General features: G+C 75.5%; 28 protein-coding genes. 16 read left to right on the top strand and 12 right to left on the bottom strand.

Annotation, left to right across the window (positions count from 1 at the left end):
- Positions 1 to 225 precede the first annotated feature (225 nt).
- Entirely contained in the window at positions 226 to 567 is a 342-nt protein-coding gene (locus ACZ462_RS14295; RefSeq protein WP_467808650.1) for a hypothetical protein, read from the top strand.
- A 266-nt stretch (positions 568 to 833) separates the two neighbouring features.
- On the opposite strand, the gene ACZ462_RS14290 is transcribed toward ACZ462_RS14295, so the two are convergent.
- The 3 genes from ACZ462_RS14290 to ACZ462_RS14280 form a co-directional block, all read right to left on the bottom strand.
- On the bottom strand, positions 834 to 1,157 hold the full coding sequence (locus ACZ462_RS14290) for a hypothetical protein (RefSeq protein WP_467808649.1): 324 nt from the start codon (positions 1,155 to 1,157) through the stop codon (positions 834 to 836).
- Positions 1,158 to 1,269: 112 nt separating this feature from the next.
- Entirely contained in the window at positions 1,270 to 1,680 is a 411-nt protein-coding gene (locus ACZ462_RS14285) for a YciI family protein (protein WP_467808648.1), read from the bottom strand.
- Between the two features lie 79 nt (positions 1,681 to 1,759).
- Entirely contained in the window at positions 1,760 to 2,245 is a 486-nt protein-coding gene (locus ACZ462_RS14280) for a MarR family winged helix-turn-helix transcriptional regulator (RefSeq protein ID WP_467808647.1), read from the bottom strand.
- Positions 2,246 to 2,336: 91 nt separating this feature from the next.
- On the opposite strand from ACZ462_RS14280, the gene ACZ462_RS14275 reads away from it, so the two are divergent.
- Complete coding sequence (locus ACZ462_RS14275) at positions 2,337 to 3,209, top strand: SDR family NAD(P)-dependent oxidoreductase (protein WP_467808653.1); 873 nt, start codon at positions 2,337 to 2,339, stop codon at positions 3,207 to 3,209.
- 26 nt (positions 3,210 to 3,235) lie between these two features.
- On the opposite strand, the gene ACZ462_RS14270 is transcribed toward ACZ462_RS14275, so the two are convergent.
- Entirely contained in the window at positions 3,236 to 4,267 is a 1,032-nt protein-coding gene (locus ACZ462_RS14270) for an NAD-dependent epimerase/dehydratase family protein (RefSeq protein WP_467808646.1), read from the bottom strand.
- Between the two features lie 211 nt (positions 4,268 to 4,478).
- Between ACZ462_RS14270 and ACZ462_RS14265 the strand changes: the two genes are divergently transcribed.
- Both ACZ462_RS14265 and ACZ462_RS14260 read left to right on the top strand, forming a co-directional pair.
- Positions 4,479 to 5,762 (top strand): cytochrome P450, encoded by a 1,284-nt coding sequence (locus tag ACZ462_RS14265; protein WP_467808645.1) that lies wholly within the window; start codon positions 4,479 to 4,481, stop codon positions 5,760 to 5,762.
- Between the two features lie 56 nt (positions 5,763 to 5,818).
- Complete coding sequence (locus tag ACZ462_RS14260) at positions 5,819 to 6,523, top strand: UdgX family uracil-DNA binding protein (protein WP_467808644.1); 705 nt, start codon at positions 5,819 to 5,821, stop codon at positions 6,521 to 6,523.
- Positions 6,524 to 6,558: 35 nt separating this feature from the next.
- Here the strand turns inward: ACZ462_RS14260 and ACZ462_RS14255 are convergent, their stop codons facing one another.
- On the bottom strand, positions 6,559 to 7,455 hold the full coding sequence (locus ACZ462_RS14255; protein ID WP_467808643.1) for a Rieske (2Fe-2S) protein: 897 nt from the start codon (positions 7,453 to 7,455) through the stop codon (positions 6,559 to 6,561).
- A 208-nt stretch (positions 7,456 to 7,663) separates the two neighbouring features.
- On the opposite strand from ACZ462_RS14255, the gene ACZ462_RS14250 reads away from it, so the two are divergent.
- The 3 genes from ACZ462_RS14250 to ACZ462_RS14240 all read left to right on the top strand — a co-directional run bounded on the left by ACZ462_RS14250 (position 7,664) and on the right by ACZ462_RS14240 (position 8,732).
- Complete coding sequence (locus tag ACZ462_RS14250) at positions 7,664 to 7,909, top strand: hypothetical protein (RefSeq protein WP_467808642.1); 246 nt, start codon at positions 7,664 to 7,666, stop codon at positions 7,907 to 7,909.
- A gap of 96 nt (positions 7,910 to 8,005) precedes the next feature.
- The gene (locus tag ACZ462_RS14245; protein ID WP_467808641.1) at positions 8,006 to 8,410 is read left to right on the top strand and encodes an ATP-binding protein; all 405 of its coding nucleotides are present in this window, start codon (positions 8,006 to 8,008) and stop codon (positions 8,408 to 8,410) included.
- A gap of 55 nt (positions 8,411 to 8,465) precedes the next feature.
- The gene (locus ACZ462_RS14240) at positions 8,466 to 8,732 is read left to right on the top strand and encodes a DUF4235 domain-containing protein (RefSeq protein ID WP_467808640.1); all 267 of its coding nucleotides are present in this window, start codon (positions 8,466 to 8,468) and stop codon (positions 8,730 to 8,732) included.
- Between the two features lie 99 nt (positions 8,733 to 8,831).
- Here ACZ462_RS14240 and ACZ462_RS14235 read toward each other — a convergent pair whose 3' ends face one another.
- Positions 8,832 to 9,074 carry a hypothetical protein gene (locus ACZ462_RS14235; protein ID WP_467808638.1) on the bottom strand — a complete coding sequence of 81 codons (243 nt, stop codon included), beginning with the start codon at positions 9,072 to 9,074 and terminating at the stop codon, positions 8,832 to 8,834.
- Between the two features lie 66 nt (positions 9,075 to 9,140).
- Positions 9,141 to 10,106 (bottom strand): TIGR03557 family F420-dependent LLM class oxidoreductase, encoded by a 966-nt coding sequence (locus ACZ462_RS14230; RefSeq protein WP_467808637.1) that lies wholly within the window; start codon positions 10,104 to 10,106, stop codon positions 9,141 to 9,143.
- 140 nt (positions 10,107 to 10,246) lie between these two features.
- Here ACZ462_RS14230 and ACZ462_RS14225 point away from each other — a divergent pair, with 140 nt between their 5' ends.
- Complete coding sequence (locus tag ACZ462_RS14225; RefSeq protein WP_467808636.1) at positions 10,247 to 11,740, top strand: chloride channel protein; 1,494 nt, start codon at positions 10,247 to 10,249, stop codon at positions 11,738 to 11,740.
- Positions 11,737 to 12,732, top strand: a complete 996-nt coding sequence (locus tag ACZ462_RS14220; protein ID WP_467808635.1) for a hypothetical protein — start codon at positions 11,737 to 11,739, stop codon at positions 12,730 to 12,732. Before ACZ462_RS14225 ends, ACZ462_RS14220 begins: the two co-directional genes overlap by 4 nt.
- Before the next feature lie 125 nt (positions 12,733 to 12,857).
- On the opposite strand, the gene ACZ462_RS14215 is transcribed toward ACZ462_RS14220, so the two are convergent.
- Entirely contained in the window at positions 12,858 to 13,391 is a 534-nt protein-coding gene (locus ACZ462_RS14215) for a hypothetical protein (RefSeq protein WP_467808634.1), read from the bottom strand.
- 340 nt (positions 13,392 to 13,731) lie between these two features.
- Here ACZ462_RS14215 and ACZ462_RS14210 point away from each other — a divergent pair, with 340 nt between their 5' ends.
- The 3 genes from ACZ462_RS14210 (at position 13,732) to ACZ462_RS14200 (ending at position 16,367) form a co-directional block, all read left to right on the top strand.
- Positions 13,732 to 15,336, top strand: a complete 1,605-nt coding sequence (locus tag ACZ462_RS14210; protein WP_467808633.1) for a serine/threonine-protein kinase — start codon at positions 13,732 to 13,734, stop codon at positions 15,334 to 15,336.
- Positions 15,333 to 15,914, top strand: a complete 582-nt coding sequence (locus ACZ462_RS14205; protein WP_467808632.1) for a hypothetical protein — start codon at positions 15,333 to 15,335, stop codon at positions 15,912 to 15,914. Before ACZ462_RS14210 ends, ACZ462_RS14205 begins: the two co-directional genes overlap by 4 nt.
- A 174-nt stretch (positions 15,915 to 16,088) precedes the next feature.
- A complete protein-coding gene (locus ACZ462_RS14200; protein WP_467808631.1) occupies positions 16,089 to 16,367 on the top strand; it encodes a hypothetical protein in 279 nt (92 codons plus the stop codon).
- Between the two features lie 49 nt (positions 16,368 to 16,416).
- Here ACZ462_RS14200 and ACZ462_RS14195 read toward each other — a convergent pair whose 3' ends face one another.
- Together ACZ462_RS14195 and ACZ462_RS14190 are read right to left on the bottom strand one after the other, a co-directional pair.
- On the bottom strand, positions 16,417 to 16,803 hold the full coding sequence (locus ACZ462_RS14195) for a DUF5655 domain-containing protein (protein ID WP_467808629.1): 387 nt from the start codon (positions 16,801 to 16,803) through the stop codon (positions 16,417 to 16,419).
- Between the two features lie 35 nt (positions 16,804 to 16,838).
- The gene (locus tag ACZ462_RS14190) at positions 16,839 to 19,919 is read right to left on the bottom strand and encodes an NACHT N-terminal helical domain 7-containing protein (protein WP_467808628.1); all 3,081 of its coding nucleotides are present in this window, start codon (positions 19,917 to 19,919) and stop codon (positions 16,839 to 16,841) included.
- 226 nt (positions 19,920 to 20,145) lie between these two features.
- On the opposite strand from ACZ462_RS14190, the gene thpR reads away from it, so the two are divergent.
- Positions 20,146 to 20,730, top strand: coding sequence for an RNA 2',3'-cyclic phosphodiesterase (gene thpR / locus ACZ462_RS14185; protein ID WP_467808627.1), 585 nt, complete (start codon positions 20,146 to 20,148; stop codon positions 20,728 to 20,730).
- Between the two features lie 34 nt (positions 20,731 to 20,764).
- On the opposite strand, the gene ACZ462_RS14180 is transcribed toward thpR, so the two are convergent.
- Positions 20,765 to 21,748 carry a GlxA family transcriptional regulator gene (locus ACZ462_RS14180; protein ID WP_467808625.1) on the bottom strand — a complete coding sequence of 328 codons (984 nt, stop codon included), beginning with the start codon at positions 21,746 to 21,748 and terminating at the stop codon, positions 20,765 to 20,767.
- 134 nt (positions 21,749 to 21,882) lie between these two features.
- On the opposite strand from ACZ462_RS14180, the gene ACZ462_RS14175 reads away from it, so the two are divergent.
- Positions 21,883 to 22,353: a hypothetical protein gene (locus tag ACZ462_RS14175; RefSeq protein ID WP_467808624.1), complete on the top strand. Its 471-nt coding sequence runs from the start codon at positions 21,883 to 21,885 to the stop codon at positions 22,351 to 22,353.
- Positions 22,354 to 22,372: 19 nt separating this feature from the next.
- Here ACZ462_RS14175 and ACZ462_RS14170 read toward each other — a convergent pair whose 3' ends face one another.
- Complete coding sequence (locus tag ACZ462_RS14170; RefSeq protein ID WP_467808623.1) at positions 22,373 to 23,233, bottom strand: isocitrate lyase/PEP mutase family protein; 861 nt, start codon at positions 23,231 to 23,233, stop codon at positions 22,373 to 22,375.
- 381 nt (positions 23,234 to 23,614) lie between these two features.
- Here ACZ462_RS14170 and ACZ462_RS14165 point away from each other — a divergent pair, with 381 nt between their 5' ends.
- Both ACZ462_RS14165 and leuE read left to right on the top strand, forming a co-directional pair.
- Positions 23,615 to 25,108, top strand: a complete 1,494-nt coding sequence (locus ACZ462_RS14165; RefSeq protein ID WP_467808622.1) for a B12-binding domain-containing radical SAM protein — start codon at positions 23,615 to 23,617, stop codon at positions 25,106 to 25,108.
- A 23-nt stretch (positions 25,109 to 25,131) separates the two neighbouring features.
- On the top strand, positions 25,132 to 25,812 hold the full coding sequence (gene leuE / locus ACZ462_RS14160) for a leucine efflux protein LeuE (protein WP_467808621.1): 681 nt from the start codon (positions 25,132 to 25,134) through the stop codon (positions 25,810 to 25,812).
- Positions 25,813 to 25,841 lie beyond the last annotated feature (29 nt).

Here is a 25,841-nt window from a genome sequence, read left to right as displayed (position 1 = left end):
GCGAACTGTCTGATCCGCCGGGAGTCGACGGGGGCCTGCACGGCCCCGCCGCCCCCGCGGGCACCGGTCGGCGCCCTCGGTCCGCCCTTGCCCGGCGCGCCCGCGGTGATGCGCGCCCATGCCGGTTTCCGCCCGATCTGCGGAGGGGGCGGCAGCCGGTCGCGACGCGGCGGGTCCGGCCGCCCGTGCGCCGTGCGGAAGCGTCCCGCGGCTACAGTGCGCTGCGTGGAAGATCAGGAAGCGGAGTTCGCGGCCGCGGTGCGGGCCGTCCTGGCGGATGCGGGCTTCACGGAGGCCACGACCGGGGCGGAGGGCGTCCACGTCGTCCGGCACGCCCGCGGCGTGATGGTCGGCTGGATGCCGGAGGAACTGCCCCGGCTGCGCGCACGGCGCCGGGGTCCGGCCCGCGCCCGGCGGCGGGACCGCTCCCGGCCGGACCTGCCGGGCCTGCGGCACGCGTTCGGCCTGGCGCTGGCGGCCGCCTTCCGAGGCGCGGGATTCGCCGTGGAGACCCGCGGCGACGAATGGCTGCTGGTCCTGTACCCGGGCCACCGCCCCGAGCTGTAACGCGGAGGGCCGCCGCCGGGCCCCGAACGGGCCGGTCGGGGAGCCGGACGGCGCGGATCGTGGTCGGCTGGATGCAGGGACGCCACACCCGGAGGCAGCCGGGCCGCGGGCCGGAGGGTCCGGCCGGGACCTGCGTCCCGTCGGGAGGCGCCACATGCAGCGGACCGAGTCGCAGCGGGCCTGGGCCGTGGTCATCGCCACCCTCTCGGTCATCCTGGCCGACCTGGCGGCGATCATCCTGATGAACACCGTCTGGCGGTGACGGGTCAACCCCCCGTGGCACCACCGGCGTCCGGCGGCGGTGCCGCGAGGGTGACCTGACCGGTCCACGACCAGGGCTCCCGAGGCGGGTCCCAGGTCACTTCGACATCAATCTGGTGGAAGTCGCGCGCGAGACCCACCACCATGGCGGCCGCGGCGGCCCGCGCGTACGCGGGGTCGGCATGGACCTGCACGTCGGGGAGCGCCCCGCAGGCCATCCCGCCCTCCACGGTGAGGACACTGTGGCGCCAGCCTTCCGCCGTCGCCAGAAGGATGATGCCCTTCGGCAGGCCGAAGGGCGGCTGCTTCTTCGCTCGTTTCCGTCTCACCACGGCGCCATCCAACACCGCCTGCTCCACTGCGGTTCAGCCGGGCGGGCCCGCGGCAACCCTCTCGGTGCTTCCGTCCCGCCCTGTGGCGCGGGGCAGGACGGAGAAGGGCTCAGGCGGACGGGGCCTCGCCGACGGGGCGGATGACCACCGGGTACTCGGGGGAGCCCGCGGGGACGGGGCACTGGGTGATCCTGGCCGCGATCTCGGTGGCGCGGTCGAGGCCGGAGCAGTCCAGGAGCCAGTAGCCGGCGGTGACGACCTCGGTGTCGGCGTAGGGGCGGTCCGTGACGGCCGGTTCACGGCCGGGGGCGCCGGTGACGAACCGGGCTTCGGAGGGCGGCCCGAAGCCCTGGGCGTCCACGAGTTCGCCGGAGGCCGCGAGTTCCTCGTTGAGTCCGCTCATGAAGGCGAACATCGCCGTGATGTCGTCGCTGCTCCAGGCCGGGGAGGCGGGCGAGGCCCTGCCCTCCATCGCGTCGTAGTCCGCCTGGTTCGCCAGCACCGCCACGAAGTACTTCATCCGGGCAGCCAACCATCCCCGGGCCCGGACAGGGCGCTCCCCCGGCGGGCCGGCGCCGCGGTTCCCCCGGGCGGCGGGGTCAGGAGCCGGCGGGCGGCTCCTGGGCGAGACGTTCCTTCTCCGCCTTCAGCTTGCGCCACACCGTGCCCAGGGCTTCGAGGTCCCGGTCGTCGAGGAGGTCGGTGAAGACCGGTGCGAGGGCCGCGCGGCGCGTGTCGTCGGCCGCGGCGAAGACCTCGCGGCCCTCGTCCGTGAGGGAGATCTCGACGGATCGGGCGTCGCGCGCCGAGGGCGTGCGGGTGACGAGGCCGCGGGCCTGGAGGGCGTCCACGACCCGGGAGACCTGGCTGCGGCTGAGCATGGTGCTGTTGCCGAGGACGGACGCGGGCACCGGCTCCGGGCTGGACGCCAGCCACAGCATGACCTCGAACCAGGACACGGGCAGGCCGTGCGCCTTGGTGAGGGCCCGGTCGACGCGCTCGGTCATGACGGTGCCGGCCCACACGAGGCCGTAGAAGGCGTAGTCCTCGGCGGGCATCTCGGCCTGGGTCAGTTTCTTCGGCATGGATCCGAGTATAGGGAGGGTTGCGTGTGCACACACAGGAATGTATGTTGTGTGTGCACGCACAGAATGAAACATCCCGAGGAGTACCGATATATCCGCCACCGCTCACACCTCTGCCGGCTCCGGATCCGGACGGACCGTCCTGATCACCGGAACGTCCTCCGGCATCGGCCTCGCCGCGGCCGTCGCCGCCGCCCGCGCCGGCTGGCGTACGGTCGCCACGCTGCGCGACCCCTCCCGCGCGGACGCGCTGCGCAAGGCCGCCGCCGATGCGGGCGTGGAACTCGACATCCGGCAGCTCGACGTCACCGACGAGGCGTCCGTCTCCGCCGCCGTCGCCGGAGTGGTCGCCGACCACGGCCGCCTCGACGCCGTCGTCAACAACGCGGGCGCCGGCCACCTGGGCACCCTGGAGAACGACTCCCTCGCCGACATCCGCGCGGTGATGGAGGTCAACTTCTTCGGCGTGCTGAACGTGTCCAAGGCCGCGCTCCCCCACCTGCGGGCGGCCGGCGGCCGCCTGGTCACCGTGACCAGCGTGGGCGGTGTCGTCGGCCAGCCGTTCAACGAGGCGTACTGCGCGGCCAAGTTCGCCGTCGAGGGCTACATGGAGAGCCTCGCCCCCGTCGCCCGCACCCTGGGCGTGGCCGTGTCGGTGGTCGAACCGGGCGCCGTGGCCACCGAGTTCGTCAACAACATCGGCATCGACCCGGAAGGCGGCCTGGAGGCCGGTGCGTACACCCGGGCCCTGCGCTCGTACGTCGACCGCACGGTCGCGCAGTTCCTGGACGGCACCGCGCAGACGCCGGAGGCGGCCGCGGAGTCCGTCATGGAGGCGCTGACCGCCGCGGAGCCGTCGTTCCGGATCCAGACCACCGACTGGGCGCGGGAGTTCGTCGGCGCCAAGCTGGCCGACGTGGACGGCTCCGCGGTCCAGGGCCTCACCTCCGCGTGGGTCGCCTGAGCCGTCCGGTCCGCGAGCGGCGGGGGTCAGCGCTCGTGTCTGCGGGCGGGGGTTCCGGCGGCGGCGAGCGGCGGTGTCTCCAGGCCCGCCCCGCGGCGCAGACCCGTCAGGAAGTCGGCGACGGCCTCGGTGGCCGTGGCGGTCGGCGTCCAGCCGAGCTGCTCGCGGGCCCGGCCGGCGTCGAGCAGCGGCAGCCGCAGGAAGGCGTCCAGCAGGCCGGGGGCGGCGGGCACGAGGCGCATCCGCCAGGCCGCGGACAGGGCCGCCCGGGCGGCTCCGGCGGGCAGCGGGACCGTGCGGGCGTGCAGGAGCCGGGCCACGGCCGCCATGTCCAGGACCGGATCGGCGACGAGGTTGAACGCACCGCGCACGGGGCGGAACACCGCCTCCCGGTACGCCTGCGCGGCGTCGTCGGTGTGCAGGGCCTGGAAGCGCAGGCCGGTCACGTCCGGCAGGGCGGGCAGCAGGCCCGGCCGGACCAGCCACCACGGCAGGAGCGGGCCGGCGAAGATCCGCCGCTGTTCGCTGGCGGCGGCCTCCTTGAACAGGAAGGCCGGCCGCATCCGGACCACCCGCATCTCCGGGTGGGTGTGCCGGAAGCCGTCCAGGTAGCGCTCCAGGTAGGCCTTCTCCCGGGTGTAGGCGGCGCCCGGCCAGCCGTGGGTGGGCCAGCTCTCGTCGACGGGCCGCCCGTCGGGCGGGCCGGGGGCGTACGCGCCGACGGACGAGGCGTGCACCAGGGTGCGGACGCCTGCACGGGCACAGGCCTCGAAGACGCGGATGCCGCCGAGCACGTTGGTCGTCCACGTCTCGACGGGGTCGTGGGTGGGCTGGAACTTCCAGGCCAGGTGGACGACGGCGTCCGCCCCCTCGAAGATCCCCGTCAGGTCCGAGTGGCCGGGGTCGATGTCCGCGGCCACCCAGCGCACGCCGGGAATGTCGAGGGCGGGGCGGCGCCGGGCGATGCCCACGACGTCGGTGACCCGCAGGTCGGCGGCCAGGGCCCGCACCACGCTGGTGCCGGCGTTTCCGGTGGCTCCCGTCACGACGACCCGCATCACGACCACCCCGCCTTCCCGGGCAGCAGGCGGGCCCGGGGCGGGCCGCCCGCCGCCGTGAACACGGTCGTCGCCGGAGTCGGAAGGGGAGGTGTTGAACGCATGGGAACAGACATGCCCCGCGCCTACCCGGGGCGGCCGCGGCGACGCATTGGGGGGACGTGCGGCCGGACCGCGTGTGGAACCTCCCGGTCCGGGTAGCCGCCGCACCGTGAACCCACTACACCACCGTTCCGTCCGCCTGCCCGACAGCACGCTGCCGCTGCTGCTGCACGGCTATGCCTGGCTGCCCGACCTGCTGCGGGCCGAGGACCGCCCGCTGGTGCGGACGCGGCTGCTGGGCCGCCCCGCCGTCGCGCTGCACGGGCCCGACGCCGTGCCGTTCTTCTACGACGACGACAACATCGTGCGGCGCGCGGCCGTCCCGGGCCCGGTGCTCGACACCCTGTTCGGGCGCGGGGCCGTGCACACCCTCGACGGGGAGGCGCACCGCGTGCGGAAGGCGATGTTCACGGCCCTGCTGAAGGACGCCGACGGGGTCGCCGCCCTGACAGACACCGTCGTCGGGCAGTGGCGGGCCGCCGTGGCCGCGCACCGGGGCGAGCAGGTGGCCCTGTTCGAGCAGGCCTCCTGCGTCCTGGCCCGCTCGGTGTGCGCCTGGGCGGGGCTGCCGCTCGCCGAGGCGCACGCGCGGCGGATGGCGGCCGACTGCGTCGCCATGGTCGACGGCTTCGCGACACCGGGCCCCCGCCACCTGCGGGCCAGGCGGGCCCGCGCCCGGCAGGAGCGCAGTCTGGCGGCCCTGGTGGGGGCCGTCCGGAGGGGCGGCCGTAAGGCCCCGCCGGGGTCGGCGGTGGCGGCGGTGGCGGAGCACCGGGATGCGGACGGGCTGCCGCTGGACGAGCGGACGGCCGCCGTCGAGCTGCTGAACGTCATCCGGCCGACCGTGGCGATCGCCTGGTTCGCCGTCTTCGCCGCGCACGCCCTGCACCGGCAGCCGGGCCTCTCCCCCGCCCTGCGGGACGACGACTCCGGCGCGCACCGGGTGCGGTTCGCGCACGAGGTGCGCCGGTTCTACCCGTTCGCGCCGTTCGTCGGCGGGCGGGCCGCCCGGGACACGAGCTGGCACGGCGAGCCCGTCGAGGCGGGCTGCACGGTCCTGCTCGACGTGTACGGGCAGCACCACGACCCCGCGCTGTGGGGGGACCCGTATGCCTTCCGGCCGGACCGGTTCGACGGACCGCGGCCGCCCGTGGACCTGATCCTCGCGCAGGGCGGCGGGGACGCGGCGCGGGGGCACCGCTGCCCGGGCGAGGACATCACCGTCAGCGTGCTCGCGGCGCTGGCCGGGGAGCTGGCCCGCTGCCGGCTGGACGTACCCGCGCAGGACCTGTCGATCCCGCTGTCGCGGATCCCGACACTGCCCCGCAGCGGGTTCACCGCCCGGATCGCCATGCCCTCGGACCCTCTCGTCGGGGCAGCAGCCGCCCGCTGACGTTTGGCGCCGCCCCGGCCGGTGAAGACGCCGGGCGACCGCAGGAGGTGGCCGAGGTGGCGCAGCGAGCACGGGCCGGAACACGGGCGGGGGCGCCGGGCGGGCAGGACGGGCAGGCGTACGACGCCGGCCCCTGGGTGCCCCGTACGGACGACCTCGGCGAACTGGCCCGGGCCGCGGCCGGGTGCCGCGGGTGCCCGCTGTACGCGGCGGCCACGCAGACGGTGTTCGGGGAGGGGCCCGAGCGGGCCCGGGTCGTCCTGGTGGGCGAGCAGCCCGGGGACCGGGAGGACCGGGCCGGGGAGCCGTTCGTCGGACCGGCGGGGGGCCTGCTGCGCCGTGCGCTGGAGGAGGCCGGGCTGGATGCGGCCGAGGTCTACCTGACGAACGCGGTGAAGCACTTCAAGTTCACGGTGCCGGCGGGCGGGAAGCGGCGCATCCACAAGGCGCCCGACCTGCGCGAGATGACCGCCTGCCGGCCCTGGCTCACGGCCGAGCTGGCCGCGGTCCGCCCCAGCCTGGTGGTGGCACTCGGCGCCACGGCCGGCCGGGCCCTGCTCGGCGGACCCTTCCGCGTCGGCGAGCACCGGGGCGTGCTGCAGCCCTTCCCGGCTCCCGGCGGGGCCGCGGCCCTGGCCGACGCCCGATTCCTGGCGACCGTGCACCCCTCGGCCGTGCTCCGGGCCCCGGACCGCGACGCCGCCTACCGCGGCCTGGTGGCGGACCTGCGCGTGGCCGCGGCCGCCCTGGATGACGGCTGACCCCGCGCCCCGCCCCGAGCCGGCCGCGGCTGCCGTCAGCGGTGGCGGCGGAGGCGGGCTTCGATGTGCCCGTCGACCGTGCGGCATTCGAAGGACGGCTGGGGCGCCGTGGCCGGACCGCGGACGTTCCAACCGTCCGACAGGCGGAAGACGCTGCCGTGCCAGGGGCAGCGTACGCAGCCGTCGTCAATGTCGCCCTCCGCGAGCGGGCCCGCCATGTGCGAGCAGCGCCCCGCCAAGGCGTGCACCTCGCCTCCTGCCTGCCGGACGACCAGCTCCACCCCCGCGAGGTCGGCGCGTACGGCCTGGCCGGCGGGGAAGTCGGAGACGGGCCCCAGCCGGGTCCAGTCCTCCGGGACCAGGTGGGGGACGGCCTCGGCGTGGTTCGCCCCGGCCGCCTGCCGGTACGCCAAGTGCCCGCCGAGGGCGCCGCCGATGCCGACGGCCGCCAGCCCGGCCAGGGAGAGCAGCCGGCCGCGGGCGTGGCGGCCGCGCAGCCGGGCTGCCAGGGAGGCGGCGTACAGGGACACGGCGGCGGCGTTCGACGCGGCATGGACCAGGCCGACGCGGGCCTGCTCCGGCGGCAGCTCCGCCCAGTCGGCCCATCCGGCCGCGGCGGCCGGCCCGGCCGCCGCCAGCCCCACGCCGATCAGCAGTTGCGGCTCGCTCCTGCGGCCGGGCACGCAGTCGAGTACGGCGGCGGAGAGCCAGGCGCCGACGGGCACCTGGACCAGCAGCGGGTGCAGCGGATGGCCCAGGGGCAGGCCGTGCAGGACGTCCCGCGCCCGGCCCAGGGGGACGGCGCGCACCGCACGGCGGACGGCGGAGGCGAGGCGGTCGGGGGCGGGCCACTGTTCGAGCCGTTCCACGGCGCGCAGCAGGCGGCGTGAGGCCTCGGGGGACAGCGGCGGGGTGAGTGGTCGGCTTCTCATGGCCCGGCGTCTACCCCGGCCCGTCCGCGTCTCACTCGTGCGGGCGCCGGGCCGTTTCCGGCCGGGGGATCCGGGCAGCCGCACCGTGAGGCACACAGGATGCGGCGCGCGTGCGCCCGCCGGGTCGGCGGCAATGCCGGCCCGGGCGGGCTGCCCGATGCGAGCTGCCCGATGCGGCGTGCACAGCCCGACAGGAAGGCCCCAGACGATGACCCGAGAACCCGGAGGACACCGGCAGCCGGAGCGCGGTGCCGGCCCGGAGGCGGAGCAGCGCAAGCCGACACCGCCCTCCCAGGCGCCCGGCGAGGCAGGCGACCGCGAGGAGCGCCGGCGCGCCGACGAGGCCGTACGCGGCGGGAGCGGCGCGGGCGGCAAGAGCGGCGAGGGCGGCGGACGTGAGCGCCCCGCCGACGACGTCCCGGCCACTCCCCCGCCGGTGGAACCGCCGGACTAGGTCCATCCGGCGGATCCAAGGCCGGACAGGCCCCAGCGGCCGGTACCGGCACGGCGGTCCGCGCCGGCCCGACCGTACGCGACCGGAGAGAAGGCGATGGCTCTCCAACTGGAACAGTCCCTCGACCCCGGGCACGACGCGGAAGCCGCGGCCAGTGCCCGGAGCGCCACGGTCGGGTTCCTCAAGGACGCGGCGCGGGCGGGCCGGCCGGTCGCCCCGGCGACGGCGGACATCGTGCTGCTGGTGGTCAGCGAACTCGTCACCAACGCCCTGCGGCACACGGCGGGGCCGTGCACCCTGCACGTGGCCCGGTACGACGCGGGCGTCGGCATCGACGTCAGCGACACCAGCCCCGACCCGCCCGTCCGCCGGCCGCCGCATGTGGACGGGGCGGGCGGCTGGGGCTGGATCCTGGTCAACCACCTCGCCGAGGAACTGTCCGTGCGGCCCACGCCGGAGGGCGGCAAGACGGTCCACGCGTACATCGCGGACCGGCCCTGAGGAACGGCAACCGGAGCGGCCGCACAGGCCCGACCCAGGAAGGAACGAGGACGACGTGAACAAGGCCAAGCTCGCCTACCGGCCCGTCGGAATGGCGCTGGGCGCCGCGGGAGGGCTCCTCGCCGGGCTGGTGTTCAAACAGGTGTGGAAGCTGGTGGGCCGCCAGGGCGACGCGCCCGACGCGATGGACGAGGACCGCGCCTGGTCGGAGATCCTCATCGCCGCGGCCCTGCAGGGCGCGGTGTTCGCCGCGGTCAAGGCGGCCGTGGACCGGGCCGGCGCCACGGGAGTGCGGCGCCTGACGGGCCGCTGGCCCGCCTGAGGAGGCCCCGCCCCGTACGCCGAGGACCCGGCCGTACGACGCCCCCGGCTCGGGAACCGGGGGCGTCGCGCTGTGCGCCCGCGCCGCAGCGCGGACCGGTCAGTCGTGGCCGGGGCCCGGGCCGTGCGCCGTCCGGCGCTGTGCCTGGGGGCTGGGGCTGAGGGCGTCGCCCGCCTCGCCGTCCCGGGCGTCCTCGTCCGCGGCGCCCCGTTCTCCGCGGGGCCGTCCGCGGCCCGTTCCCGGCTGGTGGGCGCCATGGCCGCCGGGGCGCCGGCGCCGGTCCTGCGGGGTGTCGTCGTCGAGCGGGGCGCCGCCGGCGCCGCCCTGGTCCATGTCGTCCATCGTGCACGGCTCCTTTCGCACTGTGTCTGTCGGTGATCGGGGTGGGTGGGGTGCCCCCGCCCGGGCCTACAGTTCGCGGAGGGCGGGCAGCAGTTCGGCCTCGGCCCACTGGAGGAAGGGCTTCTGGTGGGCGCCGCCGATCTGGACGAGCGCGACCTCGGTGAAGCCCAGTTCGGCGTACGGGCGTACGGCCGCGACGAAGTCCTCCACGTCCGCGCCGCAGGGAACGGCCTTGCCGACGTCCTCGGGACCCACCGCGGCGGTGGCCTCGGCGAAGGCGGCGGGCCCGCGCAGCTCGGCGTTGACCCGCCAGCCGCCGACGGACCAGCGGAACTGCTCGTGGGCGCGGGCCAGGGCCGCGTCGCGGTCGGGGTCGTAGCAGACGGGCACCTGCCCGACGCGCGGCTTGCCGGCGCCGCCGCTGCGGTCGAAGTCCTCCAGCAGCCGGCGCTTGGGCTCGATCGCGATGAGCAGGTCGGCGTGGCGGCCGGCGACCGCGCAGGAGCGGGGGCCGGAGACCGCGATACCGATTTCCGGGGGCCGGTCCGGGAGGTCGAAGAGCCGTGCGCCGTCGATCCGGAAGTGCCGGCCGTCGTGGTCGACGGTCTCCCCGGCGAGGAGGCGGCGTATGACGACGGCGGCCTCCTCCAGGCGTTCCAGGCGTTCGCGCGGGGCGGGCCATCCGCGGCCGGTGATGTGCTCGTTGAGGTTCTCGCCGGAGCCCAGGCCGAGCCGGAAGCGGCCCTGCGACAGCAGCTGCACCGTGGCGGCCTTCTGGGCGACGACCGCGGGGTGGTAGCGGTAGGTAGGGCAGGTCACGTACGTCATGAGCGGTATCCGCTCGGTGGCCTGCGCGGCCGCGCCGAGCACGCTCCACGCGTAGGGCGAGTGGCCCTGCTCTTCGAGCCAGGGGAAGTAGTGGTCGGAGATGACGGAGAAGTCGAAGCCCGCGGCCTCGGCGCCCACGAGGTCGTCGACGAGCGCACGCGGCCCGCCCTGCTCGGTCATCATCGTGTATCCGATGCGCACCATGCCCGGCGTCTGACCCGTCGCCCCGGCTTCAAACCCGGCCCGGTCCGGAGCGCGTCCGTGCCGCCCTCGGCGGGGCGCCCGCTCGTCCGGTCGGAGCAGCCGGACGAGCGGCCGGAGCGCCGAGGATCTTGGATGGCGGCATGGCGCCCACCTCGGCCGCGGACCCCCAGCTGCGGCAGATCCTCGCCAGCCGCGGGTACCGGCGGCTGCTGCTCCTCGCCGCCCTGCTGGGCGTGCCGGTCGCGCTCGTGTCCTTCTTCTTCGTCAGCGCACAGCAGGAACTCCAGGATCTCGTGTGGGACGACTGGCCCAGGGACCTCGGTTTCGACCGGTCTCCGTGGTGGTGGCCGCTGCCGTGCCTGCTGCTGGCCGGGCTGGTCCTGGCGCCGGTCGTCACCCGGATGCCGGGCGGCGGGGGCCACGTCCCCGCGCACGGCCTCGGCGGGCCGCCCGTCGGTCCGAAGGCGCTGCCCGGTGTGGTCGTGGCGGCGCTGCTGACGCTGCCGCTGGGCGTGGTCCTCGGGCCGGAGGCACCGCTGATGGCTCTCGGCTCGGGCCTTGCGCTGCTTGCCGCGCAGCTGTCCCGGAAGCCCCTGGACGCGATGAACGGGGCGGTCGTCGCCGCGGCCGGGCAGACCGCCGCGATCTCCACGATCCTCGGCGGGCCTCTGGTGGCGGCCGTCCTGGTCATCGAGGCCGCCGGGCTCGGCGGGACGGGCATGGTCGTCGTGCTGCTGCCGGCCCTGCTCGCGAGCGGCGCCGGGGCACTGGTGTTCACCGGGTTCGGGGACTGGACGGGGCTGTCGACGGGTGATCTCGCCCTGCCGACCGCCCCGCCCCGCTTCACCCCCGACGCTGCCGACTTCCTGTGGGGGATCCCCGCGGCCGCGCTCATCGCGGCGCTGATCGCCGCCGGCATGGCGCTCGGCCGGCGCACCGAGAAGTGGGTCCGGCCGCGGACGGGGCCGCGTACGGTGCTCTGCGCCGTCGGGGTGGGCGTGTGCGTGGCGGCATACGCGCTGCTGACGGGCCGAGACCCGGCGGAGGCCGCGCTGTCCGGGCAGATCACGCTGGGAACGCTGGCCGTCGACCCGCACGCCTGGCCGATCGCGGCGCTCTGCGCGCTGATCCTGTTCAAGGGCCTGGCCTGGGGGCTCAGTCTCGGCGCTCTGCGCGGGGGTCCGATCTTCCCGTCGCTCCTGGTGGGTGCGGCCGCCGGTGTGGTGTGTTCGGGGCTGCCGGGGCTCGGCACCACGCCGGGGCTGGCGCTGGGCATCGCGGCGGCCGCCGCGGCGGTCACCGGCCTGCCGCTGACGAGTTCCGTGCTGACGGTGCTGCTACTGGGGCAGGGCGCCTACCACCAGACCCCGCTCGTGGTGTTCGCGGCGGTGGTGGCCAGCATCGTCGCCCGGCTGCTGCGCCGCCCGGAGCCCCCGGCGGAGGGGACACCACCCGCGCCGGGCGCGACGGCCGGGGCGGGCCCCGGGGCAGGGCCCGGCCCAGGGGAGGGTTCCGGGGCCGGGGCAGGTTCCGGAGCCGGGTCCGGGCCGCGACCGGGTGACGCGCGGCGGCCGGGTGACGGGTCGCCGCGACAGGATGGCGGGCCCGGCGGGGGAAGGGATTCCGCGCCGTGAGCCGGCATCGTGGCCGCGCGCCGGGCGGTACGCCGGCCGGGGAGCCGCGGAACCTGCTGGGGGAGGTGCTCGCCCAGCCGGGCCGGCTGCCCGAGCTGCTGGCCGGGTTCGCGCTGCGGCACGACGGGCCGCGGGCCGCCCGCGGCGTGGCGCGGCTGCGCGAGGAGCTGCCGGATGCGGACGCGTCCGCGCTGGGGGCGGCGGTGATCGCCCGCGGGACCCGCGCGACGGTGGCCGAGGGGGCTTTCGTCGGCGGCCCGTTCCTGGTGTTCATCCCGGTCGCGTTCTGCGCGGCGCTGCTGCGGCAGGCGCGCACCGTCATGGAACTGGCGGCGGTGTCCGGGCTGGATCCCACCGCGCCGGAGCGGGCCGCGGAGCTGCTGGTGCTGCAAGGCGTCTACCCGGACGCGCAGTCCGCGGCGCGGGCGCTCGCCGCGGACGCGGGCAGGAGTGCGCAGCCCGGCGGTGCTCGGTCGCGGAGCCGGTGGACGGTCCTCGTCGGGGTGACGCTGCGCATGGCCCGCCTGCTCGGCCTGGTGACCACCGCCGAGGAGAGCACCGGCAGCCGGGGGCGGGCCTGGCTGGTGCGGGTCGGCCAGTGGGCGCTCCTGCTGGCCGTCCTCGCGGTGGGGATGGTGGTGCCGCTGGTCTGGATGCCGTACATGGCGGTCTCGTACCGGAAGGCCACCCGGCGGCTGCTGGTGCGGGCCGCCGAGTCCTACCTCCTGCGCGTGCCGCCCCCGGAGCGGCGGCGCACCGCGTCCCGGCTGGACCCGGGGGCGCTCGCCGGGGCGGTGCGCGTGCTGTCGTCGGTGCTGGTGCCGGTGGGCGTGGTGCTGCTGGTCCTGCTCGCGGACCTGCGGACGGCGGGCAGCCGCTGGCCCGCGCTGCTGATCGGGTTGGCCGCGGCCTCCGCCGCCGTGGGGGCGTGGTGGCACCTGCGGCGGCGGAGCAGGGCCGGGCGGGACGGGACGGCCGCGTCGGAGCGGTGACGACGGCGCGGTCCCGGCGCGCGCGGCGTTTGCGCGCGGCCGGGACCCAGGTCGTCTCTTTCGGGTCTTGCCGCCAGGCGGGATCCGAAAGAGACGGCCTCGGGTGCGGAGTGCCGGGGCGTCCGTCAGAAGGTGTTCTTCGTGGCGCTGGAGACCACGCACTCCTTGTACTCGCTGCCGTTGCCCTTGCCGAGGTAGGTGGTGGTGGCCTCGGTCGTCTGCGACGCGCCGCCCTTGACCTTGAGGCCGGTGACGGTGGCGACGGCGGGGCTCGCCGTCGGGTCGCCCTTCCACTTCACGATGAAGCCGTACGTGGCGTCCAGGGAGCCGCTGTTGGTGACGGTGATGCGGGCGACCAGCTTCTTGCCGGTGGCGTCCATCTTGCACTCGTTGATGCGGATGTCGCGCTCGGCCTTGTCGCCGCTCTTGGCGCCGCCGGAGACGCTGCCGGAGGAGCTGGTGCTGCTGCTGTCGCTCCCGTCGCTGCCGCTGGTGGTGCCGCTGCTGCTGCTCCCGCCGGAGCTGCTGCCGCCCGAGCTGCCGGAGCCGGACGAGCTGTGGCCTCCGCCGCAGCTGCCGCCGTGGGAGCCGCGGGCGCCGGTGAGAGCGAAGACGACGATGCCGAAGACGGCTACGGCGCGGGCATGGCGAAGCTTCACGTTCAACCCCCGTTGAAGTGTGGATGCATGGAAAAAGGAGCTCGCCTTGACGAGCACACGTCACCCTAACAGCGGTCTGGGACAGTCCGCGCACAGCCGGAATCATTGCCTCCGCCCCGAACAGGCCACTGCGGCGCCAGCGTCCGGCCCGGGGGCTCCGGTGTCGGCGACGGGCCCTATCATGACCCCGCCGCAGCCCGGGGGCGTTTCCTGCGCTGCCGGCGGCGCCCGCCGGCCCGGCCGGTCGGGACGACGACACCCACACCACCGGTCCGGGAACCGGAATGGGCTCGTTCGTGTGTAGCAGGACAGAAACGCCCGAAGCAGGGGGGACGGAAAGATGAAAGCGTGGGTGGTCCCCGGTTACACGGAGACCAGAGAGCTCGGTGCGGGAGCCAGCGGCCGGGTGGTGCTCGCGGTGCACGACGCGACGGGCACGCCCGTCGCCGTGAAGTACCTCAGCGACCGGCTGCGCCAGGACCCGGCGTTCGTCCAGGGGTTCCGCGCCGAGGCGCGGCTGCTCGGGGGCCTGCACTCGCCTTACGTGGTGGGCCTGTACGAGTACGTGGAGGCGCCCGGCGGCGCCGCCATCGTGATGGAGCTGGTCGACGGCATCGCGCTGCGCGAGCTGCTGCGGGAGTCGGGGCAGACCGGGCCCGAGGCGGCGCTCGTCGTACTGAAGGGCTCCCTCCTCGGCCTCGCCGCCGCGCACCGGGCCGGGGTCGTCCACCGCGACTACAAGCCGGAGAACGTCCTCGTCGCGGCCGACGGCTCGTCGAAGCTCGTCGACTTCGGGATCGCCGCAGACCGGGGCACCGAGGCCGGTGTCGCCGGGACGCCCGCGTACATGGCGCCGGAGCAGTGGCAGGGCCGGCCCGCCTCCCCCGCCGCCGACGTGTACGCGGCGACGGCCACCTTCTTCGAGTGCCTGACCGGCCGCAAGCCGTTCGCCGGGGAGAACTTCGCCGAGCTCGCGCTCCAGCACATCGAGGCCCCGGTGCCGGAGTGCGAGGCCCCGGAGCCGGTGCGCCCGCTGATCCGCCGCGGCCTGGCCAAGCGGCCCGAGGAGCGGCCGGAGGACGCGGAGGCGTTCGTCGCCGAGCTGGAGGGCATCGCCCGCGGGGCGTACGGGCCCGACTGGGAGGAGCGCGGGCAGCGCAAGCTCGCCGCCCTCGCCGCCCTGCTGCCGCTGCTGTTCCCCTCCGCGGGCGGCACGGCCGCGTCCACCACGGCCACGGCGAGCACCTCCCTGTGGGCGCCGGGCCGCCGCGGCTGGCTGGGCGCCGGCGCGGCCCTCGTCCTCGGCCTGCTGCTGGCCGTCCAGCAGGCGGCCGCCACGGACCACACCGGCGGGGCGGCGGCGCTGAGCTCCTTCGCCACGACCAGTGCCGCCCCGCCGACGGGCGGCCCGGCACCCTCCGGTTCGGCCTCCGGCTCGCCCTCCGCGTCCCCGTCGGACTCGGCCTCCCCCTCGGCTTCCGCCTCGGGCTCGCCGTCCGCGTCGCCGTCCGCATCCGCCTCCGCCTCGGCGTCCGGGCCGACGCCCGGCCCCGGCTCGCCGGGCCCCGGCACCCCGGGCACGCCGACGGGCGGGCCGACGACCGCACCGCCGACTTCCGCACCGCCTTCCCCGGCGGTGAAGGTGCGCTCCGTCGCCGTGACCTCGTTCGGGCAGACCGGCTTCACCACCGGCCAGGTGACGCTCGCCGTCGACGCCACCGGTCCGGCGACCGTCCGCCTGGAGTGGTTCAGCAGCGACGGGCGCGGCACCGCCGCCGTGTCGGAGGGATCCATGACCTTCCCCGCGTCCACGGCGGGCACCCCGCGGACCCTGTCCTTCAAGGGCACCGGCTGCTACTGGAGCGTCCGCGCCACCACCACGCCCGCCGCCGGCTCCGGCGCCGCGGTCCAGCAGATCCTGACGAGACGGTGCGAGATCCGATGAGCGACGACGACTACAGCGCCACCGCCCTCGGCAGCCACTGGATCAGCGGAACCCCCGCCGAGGGCCGCACCCTCGTCGCGCCCGACCGGGTCGACGGCTCCGTGCTGCGCTTCGGCCCCGGCGTCACCGCGGCCGCGCTCGCCCCGTTCCCCGTGCCGGTGCCCGCCGCCCCGGCCCGCCGGGGCGGCGGCCTGCGCCGGTACGCGCTCGCCGCGGCCATCCTCGCCGCCGTCCTCCTCTACCTGGGCTGGCAGCGCCTCGGCCCGGGCATCGAGGTCCGCGACGTGGCCGTCTCGACCGATCCGGCCGGACCGGCGTGCGGCGGCACCGCCGACATCACGGCGGCCGTACGGACGAACGGCCGCGCCGGCACCCTCGCGTACCGGTGGATCCGCAGCGACGGCACCCGCTCCGAGGAGCTGACGGAGCGTCTGGTGAAGGGGCAGCAGGAGGCGAAGCTCCACCTGCTGTGGACCTTCCACGGCACGGGCGACTACCCGGCCACCGCCCGTCTGGAACTCCGGTCGCCGGACCGCCGCACCGCGGAGGTCGCGTTCACCTACCGCTGCGCGCCGTAGCCGGCGGCGGGAGGGCGGACGCGGGACCGCCCGGCCGGAGTGCGGGGGGCCGGCCACTGCACTAGCGTCGAGAGGTGCGGGGTGAGCGTCATGTCGCCCGCCAGGGGCCGCCCCCGCCCGTGATCCGGCGCTCTCGCGGATCGCGTGACGCCCGAGAAGAGCAGGTGCACCCCCATGCGTCCGTCAGCTCGTATCCCCGGCATCCTCGCCGGTCTCGTTCTCGCCGCGGGCGGCGTCCTCCTCTCCGCCCCGCACGCCTCCGCCTCCGCCTCCGCCTCCGGCGTCCAGGACTGCCAGCAGTACGTCACCTCGCACGGCAAGCCGGCGTCCCCTGCCGTGGCCCAGGCGTGCTACGAGGGCTCCATCGGCAATCAGACCAGCTGCGTCGCGAGCCTCGAGCAGGCCGGCATCCCAGCGGACGTCGCGGGCGGCGCCTGCCGCGCCTCCCGCTGACCGGCCGTGCCGGGCCGACCCGCCGCGGGACACCCGTGAGGTACGCCTGTCAGGCGGCGTTGCGGTGGGCGGCGGCCAGCCAGGTGCGCACCTCCGCGTCGACCTCGGCCGGGTCGTGCAGCTCGATGTGGTGCATCCACACCCGCGGGGCGGGGTGCGCGACCTCCTTGAACCGCTCCGAATCCACCTTCCGCGGCAGGGCGACGGACAGTACCGCCGGGACGGAGCTCCGCACGTACCGGTCGGGCCGCCACACCCAGGCGAAGGCCTTGCGGCGCCGGAAGGCGATCTGGCTCCTGGTCACGCGGATCCCGCATGGTTCCGGGCCGAGTGCGGCGACCGCCTGCGCGACCGCCTCGTACAGCGCGAGGCCGCGGCCGCAGCCCTCGAAGAACTCCTCGGGACTGCCCGCGCCGGCCCGTCCGTCTCCGGCCATGCGTCCACGATAGGGCGCTCGGCGGCGAGGTGCGGTCAGTGGTCCAGCAGCATGCGCAGCAGGTGCGGATGGTGGGCCCGGACGGCCTCCGCGATGCGCTCGCGCAGGCGGCGTTCGCGCAGGCCGGCACGGTCCAGCTGGAGGAGCGTGCTGCCCGGCAGGACGGCGCCGTCCCTGCGCAGGGCGTCGGCCAGCAGCCGGGTCACCGGCTCCCGGACCGGCGCGTCGTCGGGCAGCAGCACGAGCGCGCGGCCCACTCGCCGGTACAGGTCGGCCAGTTCGTCGGCGGGCAGCCCGGTGCTGCCGCCGATCAGCAGGCGCAGCAGGTCGTGGGCGAGGGAGGTGGCGGGCCCGCCCTCCCGGGAGGAGGTGAACAGGGTGACGGCCGGGCCCAGCAGCTCCATGACGGGGTCGACGGCGTGCCGCACCAGCAGGTCGGTCGTGCCGCCCGTGACGTCCATCTTGTGCCACACGTCGTCCCAGTAGGTGCGCGACCACAGGACCGTGTCGCGCTGCGGCCGGCGGTACAGCCAGTGCATGTCCAGCGGCTCGGGCGCCCGCTGCTCCTCCTCCCGCAGGCGGATCTCCAGGCTCCGGCCGCTGTCCGTCCAGCCGCGGTGGACGGAGACGGACAGGACGAAGTCCGTCCACTGCTGCTCGTTGAAGGACGACCGCCACAGCAGGACGCTGCGGTGCCACGCCGAGGCGGGGTCGGACGCGTCGGGGAACAGGCGGTCCGCTGTGGTGGGCCCGGACAGTAAGAGCAGCATCAGAACCAGGTTGGCGCCGTACGTGCCGTGCCGGGAGGAGGTGCGGTTCCGGGCGGGCCGGTAGGCGGGGTGGGGATCGTCCGTGCGGGTGCCGTGCTGGTGGAAGACCCGCACCAGCAGCCGCCCCAGCCGCTCCCGCTCGCCGTCGGGGATCCGCCGGGCCATCGACCCGCCGAAGCGCAGGATCTGCCGGGAGGACAGCGGGGCGTGGGAGAGCAGCGCGTACGCCAGGTCGTCGTCGATGCGGCTGGCGCCCGCGGAGAGGGCCGGCCGGTCCGCGAGCAGGCTGGTGAGCACGTGCAGCGCGAGCCGTACGACCAGGTACTCGCCGAAGGTGGCGTGCAGGAACTCGTACGTGGAGAGCATCCGGCCGTCACGGAGGGACTGGGCGCGCTGGACGAAGAAGAACCGGCCGAGCGCCACCTCGGCCGCCCCGAGGGGCGCCCGGAAGCCGGCGGTCTCGGCGGCCGGGCGGCCGAGGAGCGCCGTCAGGTCCGCGTCGAGCTCGGCGGCCGACACCCACTGGCGGCGCCGGTTGAGCTGGGCGAACGCGACGAGGGACAGCCGCTGGAGCTCCCGTTCGGCGAGTTCGGCCAGGCCGTCCTCGGGAAGGGTGTCCCCGGCGGTCTTGTCGACCTCGCGCCGCGCGAAGGAGGTGAGCAGTTCCTCGTACAGCTCGGCCTCGTCGAGCGGGTCGCCGCCGTCGGGGCCGGTGCCGGGCGGCCTGCCGGCGCTGCGCGGCAGGGCGTTGTCGGCGGCGTCGTACAGGGCCAGCATGGTCAGCAGCAGCGGCTGTCCGGCGAGGGAGGCGTGGCGGGCGACGGCGTCCCACGGCAGCGGCCGCAGGCCCCGGGCGGCCAGCCCGGCGGCGTTGGCGCCGTTCCAGAGGTCCAGCCAGCGGCGGATCTGGGCGGCGCGGAACGGCTCCAGGCGGAGGGCGACGAGCCCCTCGGGATAGCGGGTGCGGTCGGCGACGGCGGTGCGGCTGGTGACCACGGCGCGCAGCGGACGGCCCTGGTCGGCCTCGCGCTGCTGGAAGCGGGCGACGCGGACGAGGAAGTCGCTGTGGTGGACGCCGGTCGTCTGCAGGAGTTCGTCGAACCCGTCGAGGAGCAGGACGGGGACCGCCCCGCCGGCGGAGCGCACCAGTTCGGGCCAGGCCACCCGCTCGCCGGTGGCGGCGCGGACCGCCTGCTCCAGCTGTTCCTGCAGGTCGTCCTCGGCGCGTACGTCGCGCAGCGGCACCCGGACGGGCAGGAAGCCGGCGGAGGGGAGGCGGGCGGCGAGGACGCGGGTGAGGACGGACTTGCCGGCTCCGGGCTGGCCGAGGACGAGGAGCGGTGCCTGCGCCCCGCCCGGGTCGGTGAGGGCGCCGGCGAGGTAGCCGGTCAGGTCGCGGCGTACGGGCGCCTCCTCCCACCAGGCTTCGGTGGCGGGGCCGCCGGTTCCGTCGGCCGCACGGACCCGGAAGTCGGGGTCGAGGTACATGTCCCGCAGGGCGGGGACGCGGATGCCGTCGGGGGCGGCGGAGGCGTCGAGGACGGGGCGGGTCAGCGCGGCTTCGGCGGCGCGGGCGAGTGCGGCCGCCACGTCGGCGGGCGGGCGCATCCCGCGGGCCGCCCCGGACAGCAGCTCCTCGATGCCGGCGAGGGCGAGCCGGATCCGGTCGCGGGTCGCCTGGTGTTCGACCTGCCCGACCCAGAAGCCGAATTCGGGGGCTTCCGCGGCGAGCCGGGCGTAGAGGTCCTCGTAGCGGGCGACGGCGCGGGGGGCGAGTTCGGCGCCGAGGGCGCGCACCGCGGCGGAGCGCTGGGACGGGGTGAGGCCGCTCCACAGGTGCAGGCCTTCGACGAAGGAGAGGAAGCGGTCCGACAGCCCGGCGTACCAGCGCAGCAGTTCGGCGGCGACGTCCTCGGAGGGGCGGTGGGGTGCGGGGCGGGGCGCGTCGACGGCTGCCAGGGTGTGGGCGAACGCCGCTCCGCGGGCGTTCCGCTCCGGTGCGCCGGCGAGGGCGAGCTGTTCGCCGCGGGTCAGTTCGAGGTCGTCCACGCGGAAGGGCAGATCGGATCCGTCCAGTGCGTCGAACCAGGCGACGACGACGATCACGGTGTGGGCGGCGTGCAGGAGTTCGGTGCGCTCGGCCCGCCCCCGGGCGTGTCCGAGGCGGCGTCCGAGGCCGTGGACGGCGTCGCGGCCGAGGGCGACGATGCTGCCGCGGGCGTCGGCGATCCGCAGCAGTCCGTCGCCGATGCCGCCGGTGGCCGCGCCGAGGGCGCCGCCGAGGGCGCGGTCGAGTGCGGCGACCGCGGGCGGGTCGCCGCCGAGCAGCACCAGTGCGTCCGACAACGACAGCAGCCTGCGCCCGCCCACTTCCGCCCCACCCTCGCCCTCGCCCCGTCCGGTTCGCCGCGTCCTCCGGCGCCGCCCTCTCGCGGGGATCCGGCGCGGAGGCCGCCGGGCACACTCTCGCACGGGCGGGCCGGGCTCGTCCGCGGTTCGGTGCAGTGCGCACGCGGTCCGGGGGGCGGGCCCTCGCCGGAGTGCCGGGCGGCCGGTGGTGTACGAATGGCCCGTGAAGGAACAGAGCCCCTCCCCGACCGTGCGCGTGTTCATAGCCCTCGCCCCGCCCGACGACGCCAAGCAGGAGCTGGAGCGGGAGCTGGCGCCCGCGTACGCGGCGTACCCGCGCATGCGGTGGAACCGGATCGAGGACTGGCACATCACGCTGGCGTTCCTCGGCGAGCTGCCCTCGGCGGCGGTTCCGCGGCTGCGCGCGCCGCTGGCCGGGCTGGCCGCGGCGCGGGACCCTCTGCAGTTGGCGCTGCGGGGCGGCGGGCACTTCGACGAGCGGGTGCTGTGGAGCGGGGTCGGCGGGGACCTGGAGGGGCTGCACCTGCTGGCCACCGACGTCCGGGCCGTGGTCAAGGGGTGCGGGATCCCGTTCGCGGAACGGCCGCTGCGGCCCCATCTGACGCTGGCCCGCGCCCGCCGCGACGACCTGAGCAGCGTGGCGGGCGCCGCGGCGGGCCTGGCCCGGTTCGCCGGGCGGACGTGGCCGGCCGCGCGGCTGCACCTGGTGGGCAGCAACTTCGGGCGCGGCCCGGGCCCGATCCGCTACCGGGACATCGAGTCGTGGGGGTTCGGCGGCGGTTCCTGACGGCTGCGCCTGCGGTCCCGCACCCGCTCGGGGGTCAGTCCGGGGCCGAGGCGGGGCGGCGCTGCTGGGTGGCGCGGTAGCGGGAGGGGGAGATGCCGTAGCGGCCGGTGAACGCGGTGCGGAGGGATTCGGTGGTGCCGAAGCCGCAGCGGGCGGCCACCCCCGCCACGGGCAGGTCCGTGGCGGCGAGGAGCTGGGCCGCGGCCTCGGTGCGGGCCTGGCGCACGTACCGGCCGGGGGCCTGGCCCAGGTGCTCGGTGAACAGGCGGGTGAGGTGGCGGGGTGTCACCCCGGCGAGGGCGGCGAGGCGGGCCGTGCCCAGGTCGTCCGCGGGGTGGGCGAGGATGTGCCGGACGACCTTGGCGACGACGCCGCTGTCGGGGGCCGGGGCGGCGGTGTGCAGGCTCATCTGCGCCTGGTTGCCCGGGCGTTGCAGGTAGGTGACGAGGTCCCGGGCGACCTGCCGGGCGAGTTCGGGACCGTGGTCCTCCTCGACGAAGGCGAGGGTGAGGTCGAGGGCGCTGGTGATGCCGGCCGCCGTGTAGACGTTCCCCTGGCGGATGTAGATGGGGTCGGCGTCGACGGTGACCTTCGGGTAGCGGGCGGCGAGCCGGGCCGCGAACCGCCAGTGCGTGGTGGCGCGCCGGCCGTCGAGGAGGCCCGCGGCTGCGAGGACGGCCGCCCCCGTGCAGACGGAGGCGACGCGGCGGCTCTCGCGGGCCAGGCGGCGGACGTGGCCGACGAGCCGGTCGTCCGCGGCCGCCCGTTCGAACCCGACGCCTCCGGAGACGATGAGGGTGTCGAGGGGGCCGGTGAGGCGTTCGAGGGACTGCCCGGCGTGCAGGGTCAGCCCGGTGCCGCAGATGATCGGGGCGCCGCCCGGGGCGGCGAGGCTGACGCGGTAGGGCCGGTCGGGCGTGCCGAGCTGGTTGGCCATGGCCAGCCCGGTCGTCACGCACGCGATGTCCAGCAGTTCGGCCGCCTCGAAGCCGACCACCACCATGAGCCGCTCCCCCATGGGCCCGACCCTATGCCGGAAGGACGGGTACCCCAAGCCGTCGGACGGGACCGGCCGCGGCGGCTGCGCCGGGGCCCGCCCCCGGCACACCCTGGGCGTGACCGCCGACCCGTCCCGTCCTTCGGGGAGACACCGTGACGACCGATTCCGCCCGCCGCCGCACCAGCCCGCCGTCCGCGGCCCACAGGACGTCCCGCGGTGCGCGGGTCGGTGGGGCGGTGGCCCACCGGTGGCCCGCGCTGCTGGCGCTGGCGCTCGGCGCCGCCACCTTCGCGGACGGGCTGCCGGGCCGGGGGTTCCTGGCCGCGCTGCTGGTGGTCATGCCCGTCTGCTACCTGCTGTTCGGGGCGTTCCGCCGGGAACTCGGCGGGCTGCGGACGGCCGGGGTGCAGGTCGCCGGGCTGCTGGTGTTCGGGGCGGCGGCCGCCGTCGCGGTGTCGGTCGACGAGGGCGCCGGCCTGCGGCTGCTGGCAGCCGGGTGGGCGGCCCACGCCGTGTGGGACTTCGTGCACCACCGGACCGGCCGGGTGGTGCCCCGGGCCTGGTCCGAGTGGTGCTGCGTGGTCGACCTGTGCGGGGCGGCCGCCCTGCTCGCCTGGTCCTGACGCCCCGGGCCGCGGCGGGTCAGGCGCCCGCGCCTTCGAGGGTGCGCTGCCGGGCGATGTTCCGGGCCAGCAGGCCGGTGGACTCCCTGACGCCGACGCCGCCGGCCGCGGCGGGGTCCGGCAGGCGGCCGTCGGAGAGCTTGAGCTCGGTCAGTGCGTCGTGCATCGCCCGGTGCGCGGCGAACAGGCAGGGGGTGCTGTAGATCGCCACGTCGACGCCGAGCCCCGTCAGCTCGCTCAGGGACAGCCGGGGTGACTTCCCTCCCGCGATCTGGTTGAAGAGCAGCGGCTTTCCGGCGACGACTTCGCGGATGCGCCGGATCCACTCGACGCTGCGCACCCCGTCCACGAGGACCACGTCCGCGTCGGTGGCGGCGAGTGCCTCGGCGCGCCGCAGGATGTCGTCCTCCTCGGTCGCGTCCGTCCGGGCGACGACCACGAGGTCCCTGCGGGTGGCGAGGACCATGTCGAGCTTGTCGAGGTACTCCGCGAGGGGCAGCACCTGCTTGCCGTCCGCGTGGCCGCAGCGGCGGGGGCGGCGCTGGTCCTCGAGGATGATGCCGGAGGCGCCGATGCGCTCCAGGCTCTCGACGACGTGGCAGGCGACTTCGGGGTCGGCGTAGCCGTCGTCGATGTCGACGAGCAGGTCGTGGCCGGGGAAGGCCCCGCGCAGCCGCTGGACGAAGGAGAGCATGTCCGGCCAGGCGATGAACCCGATGTCGGGCAGGCCGTAGTACGAGGCCGCGAAGCCGAAGCCGGAGACGAACATCCCGTCGTAGTGCTCGGCCGCGATCGAGGCCGAGTACATGTCGTGGACGCCGATGAGCGGGGTGGTGCCGGGCCGGGCGATCCGGGCCCGGAGCTTGCTGCCGTGGGTCAACGCGTCTCCTCGGAATGGGTGGGGCGGCCGGCCGCAGCACCGCGAAACGGTAATGCGGAGGCAAAGAAAGAGTCATCACGCTTTGTATCCGACCGGACACGCAATGCAGCAGAAGGGCGTCAGCGTGTCACCCTCGCGGGCGGCCCGCTTCCGCGCGGAGACGCCGCGCCGCCCCCGCCGCGAGCGGGGCTTGAGGGGGGCGCGAGAGGAGCACGAGGGACCCTCCGGCGCCGGATGCAAAGGTCCGCATCCGATCGCCCGTCGGCCGATAGGTGCCCGTTGCAGGCACATACCCGTGTGCACATGTTCACGGAGCCGTCCGGGTGACGGGCTGCCACCGGCCCGCCCGCTCTTCGCCCCCCTCTTCCGCCAGGAGAAGGAATGACGCTGAAGCTGCTGCTCGCGAACGCCCCCAACCCCACGGCCAACCGCAACGCCTCGAACTACGCCTGCTATCCCCACATCGGCATCGTCCAGCTCGCCACGGCGACCCGGGACGCGCTGGGCGACCGCGTCGAGATACGCGTCGTCGACGGCGGCATATCCAACACGGCCGCCGTGCAGCGCGCGGTCCGGGATTTCGCGCCCGACCTCGTCGGCATCAGCGCGCTCACCCCGACTTATTCGGAGGCCCTGGACATCGCGTCGACCGCGAAGGCGTGCGGGGCGCAGGTCGTGCTCGGCGACGACCACGCGATTTTCTTCCCCGAGATGATTCTGCGGAACAGGCCGCAGATCGACTACGTGATAGCGAACGACGGCGGTGAGATACCGTTCGTGCAACTGGTCCGGGCCCTGGCCGACGGCAGCGGCGTGGCGGAGGTGTCGTCGCTCGCCTACCGGGACGGCGGCCGGATCCGCCTCAACCCGGCCCCCAAATACGCGCTCTCCCTGCGCAACACGATTCCCGACCTGTCCTTCATCGACGACGTGCTCGACGTCTACGCCGACAACTACCGGGCCCAGTTCGGCCATTTGCACGGGCACGAGGTCCGCCCGGTCACGGTGAACAACGCGCGCGGCTGCGAGAACGGCCACAAGCGCTGCACCTACTGCTCGATCGCGGACCTCACCGTCAACACGGGCGATCCGCGCGGGTTCTGGAAGACGGTCGACCAGTACCACCGCGAGCACGGGATCAACCTGTTCTTCGAGGTGTACGACAGCTTCACCGCCAGCCCGCGGTACGTCGACGCCCTCATCGACGCCACTCCCCCGCACCTGAAGCGGCTGATCGACGGCGGCGAGCTCCAGGTGATGGTGTACGCGCGGGCCCTCGGGCTGACCAAGCGCAACAACGTCGACAAGCTGCGGCGGCTGGGCGTGGTCCGCGCGAACATCGGCCTGGACGCCGCCGACCCGGAGATGCTGGAGGCGCAGCGGAAGAACAGGACGACCGGCGAGACGAACCTCGAGGCGATCCGCATGCTCAACAAGGCGGGCATCTCGGTGCACGCCTCGTACATCGCCGGCGCGCCGGGCGAGCGGCCGGAGACCCTGGACCGCACGATCGACGGAATCCGGCAGATGCTCGGGGAGGTGGAGCTGTCCTCCGTCGAGTTCTCGCGGTTCATTCCGCTGCCGAACAGCCCGGCGTGGGACCTCCTCGTCGACTACGGGCGGCCGAACTTCTTCAAGAGCAGCGGCGACATCGACGCCTACCTGGCCGGCCTCGGAATCTCCTTCACCGGCGCGGAGCGTGCGGAGATGCTGGACCGGTTCGGGGGGCGCGACCTGCTCGACATCGACGAGCTGGGCGCTTATTGGGCGGACAACTTCACACACATCAGCGAGGATTACGCCTTGCAGCGGATCGCGGAGGTCGACGAGATGGTGAGCGCCCACAACGTGCGCACCGGGAACAACGTCGGCTAGCGCGAGGAAGGAAAGGTGCCCGAATGCTCGGAGTGGACAACCTGCTGACGTACACCGTCGGCGCCCTGCTCATCATCCTGCTGCCCGGGCCGAGTTCGCTGTTCACGCTGTCCGTGGCCGCACGGCTCGGTGTGCGGGCCGGCTACAGGGCCGCGGCGGGGGTGTTCCTCGGCGAGACGCTCCTGATGGCGGCGACGGCGGCGGGGCTCGCCTCGCTCCTCCAGACCAACGACCTGCTGTTCGCCATCGTGAAGTACGCGGGCGCCGGCTACCTCACGTGGATCGCCGTCGGCATGATCCGGGCGGCGTGGGCCATGTGGCGGCGCCCCGGCCGGACGGCGGGGGCGGACGCGGGCGCGGACGGGACGCCGGAGCGGGGGGATTCGGGGGCCGCAGCAGCGGGGGCGCGGCTGTTCCGCCGCTCGCTGGTGATCACCGTGCTCAACCCGAAGGCGATCCTGTTCTTCATCTCCTTCTTCGTGCAGTTCGTCGACCCCGGCTACCCGCACCCGGCCCTGTCGTTCGGGCTGCTGGCCCTGGTCTACCAGCTGATCAGCATCGCGTACGTCACCGCGCTGATCCTGGGCGGCACGTACCTGGCCGCGCAGTTCCGGCGGCGGCGCAGGCTCTCGGCGGGGCTCACTACGGGGGCGGGCGCGCTGTTCCTGGGGTTCGCGGCCAAACTGGCCACGGCGGGCAACTGACGGCGGACGGGCGGGCGGGCGGCGGGCGG

It is taken from the genome of Streptomyces sp. NPDC031121, assembly GCF_055570615.1.
This window is presented reverse-complemented; position numbering and strand designations above follow the sequence as displayed.

Coding starts and splice junctions, on each gene's coding strand:
- ACZ462_RS14235 (WP_467808638.1), bottom strand. CDS start 9,074: ATGGACGACATGGACCAGGGCGGCGCCGGCGGCGCCCCGCTCGACGAC.
- ACZ462_RS14210 (WP_467808633.1), top strand. CDS start 13,732: ATGAAAGCGTGGGTGGTCCCCGGTTACACGGAGACCAGAGAGCTCGGT.
- ACZ462_RS14200 (WP_467808631.1), top strand. CDS start 16,089: ATGCGTCCGTCAGCTCGTATCCCCGGCATCCTCGCCGGTCTCGTTCTC.
- ACZ462_RS14180 (WP_467808625.1), bottom strand. CDS start 21,748: ATGGGGGAGCGGCTCATGGTGGTGGTCGGCTTCGAGGCGGCCGAACTG.
- ACZ462_RS14230 (WP_467808637.1), bottom strand. CDS start 10,106: ATGGTGCGCATCGGATACACGATGATGACCGAGCAGGGCGGGCCGCGT.
- ACZ462_RS14165 (WP_467808622.1), top strand. CDS start 23,615: ATGACGCTGAAGCTGCTGCTCGCGAACGCCCCCAACCCCACGGCCAAC.
- ACZ462_RS14195 (WP_467808629.1), bottom strand. CDS start 16,803: ATGGCCGGAGACGGACGGGCCGGCGCGGGCAGTCCCGAGGAGTTCTTC.
- ACZ462_RS14280 (WP_467808647.1), bottom strand. CDS start 2,245: ATGCCGAAGAAACTGACCCAGGCCGAGATGCCCGCCGAGGACTACGCC.
- leuE (WP_467808621.1), top strand. CDS start 25,132: ATGCTCGGAGTGGACAACCTGCTGACGTACACCGTCGGCGCCCTGCTC.
- ACZ462_RS14245 (WP_467808641.1), top strand. CDS start 8,006: ATGGCTCTCCAACTGGAACAGTCCCTCGACCCCGGGCACGACGCGGAA.
- ACZ462_RS14255 (WP_467808643.1), bottom strand. CDS start 7,455: ATGAGAAGCCGACCACTCACCCCGCCGCTGTCCCCCGAGGCCTCACGC.
- ACZ462_RS14285 (WP_467808648.1), bottom strand. CDS start 1,680: ATGAAGTACTTCGTGGCGGTGCTGGCGAACCAGGCGGACTACGACGCG.
- ACZ462_RS14205 (WP_467808632.1), top strand. CDS start 15,333: ATGAGCGACGACGACTACAGCGCCACCGCCCTCGGCAGCCACTGGATC.
- ACZ462_RS14250 (WP_467808642.1), top strand. CDS start 7,664: ATGACCCGAGAACCCGGAGGACACCGGCAGCCGGAGCGCGGTGCCGGC.
- ACZ462_RS14225 (WP_467808636.1), top strand. CDS start 10,247: ATGGCGCCCACCTCGGCCGCGGACCCCCAGCTGCGGCAGATCCTCGCC.
- ACZ462_RS14270 (WP_467808646.1), bottom strand. CDS start 4,267: ATGCGGGTCGTCGTGACGGGAGCCACCGGAAACGCCGGCACCAGCGTG.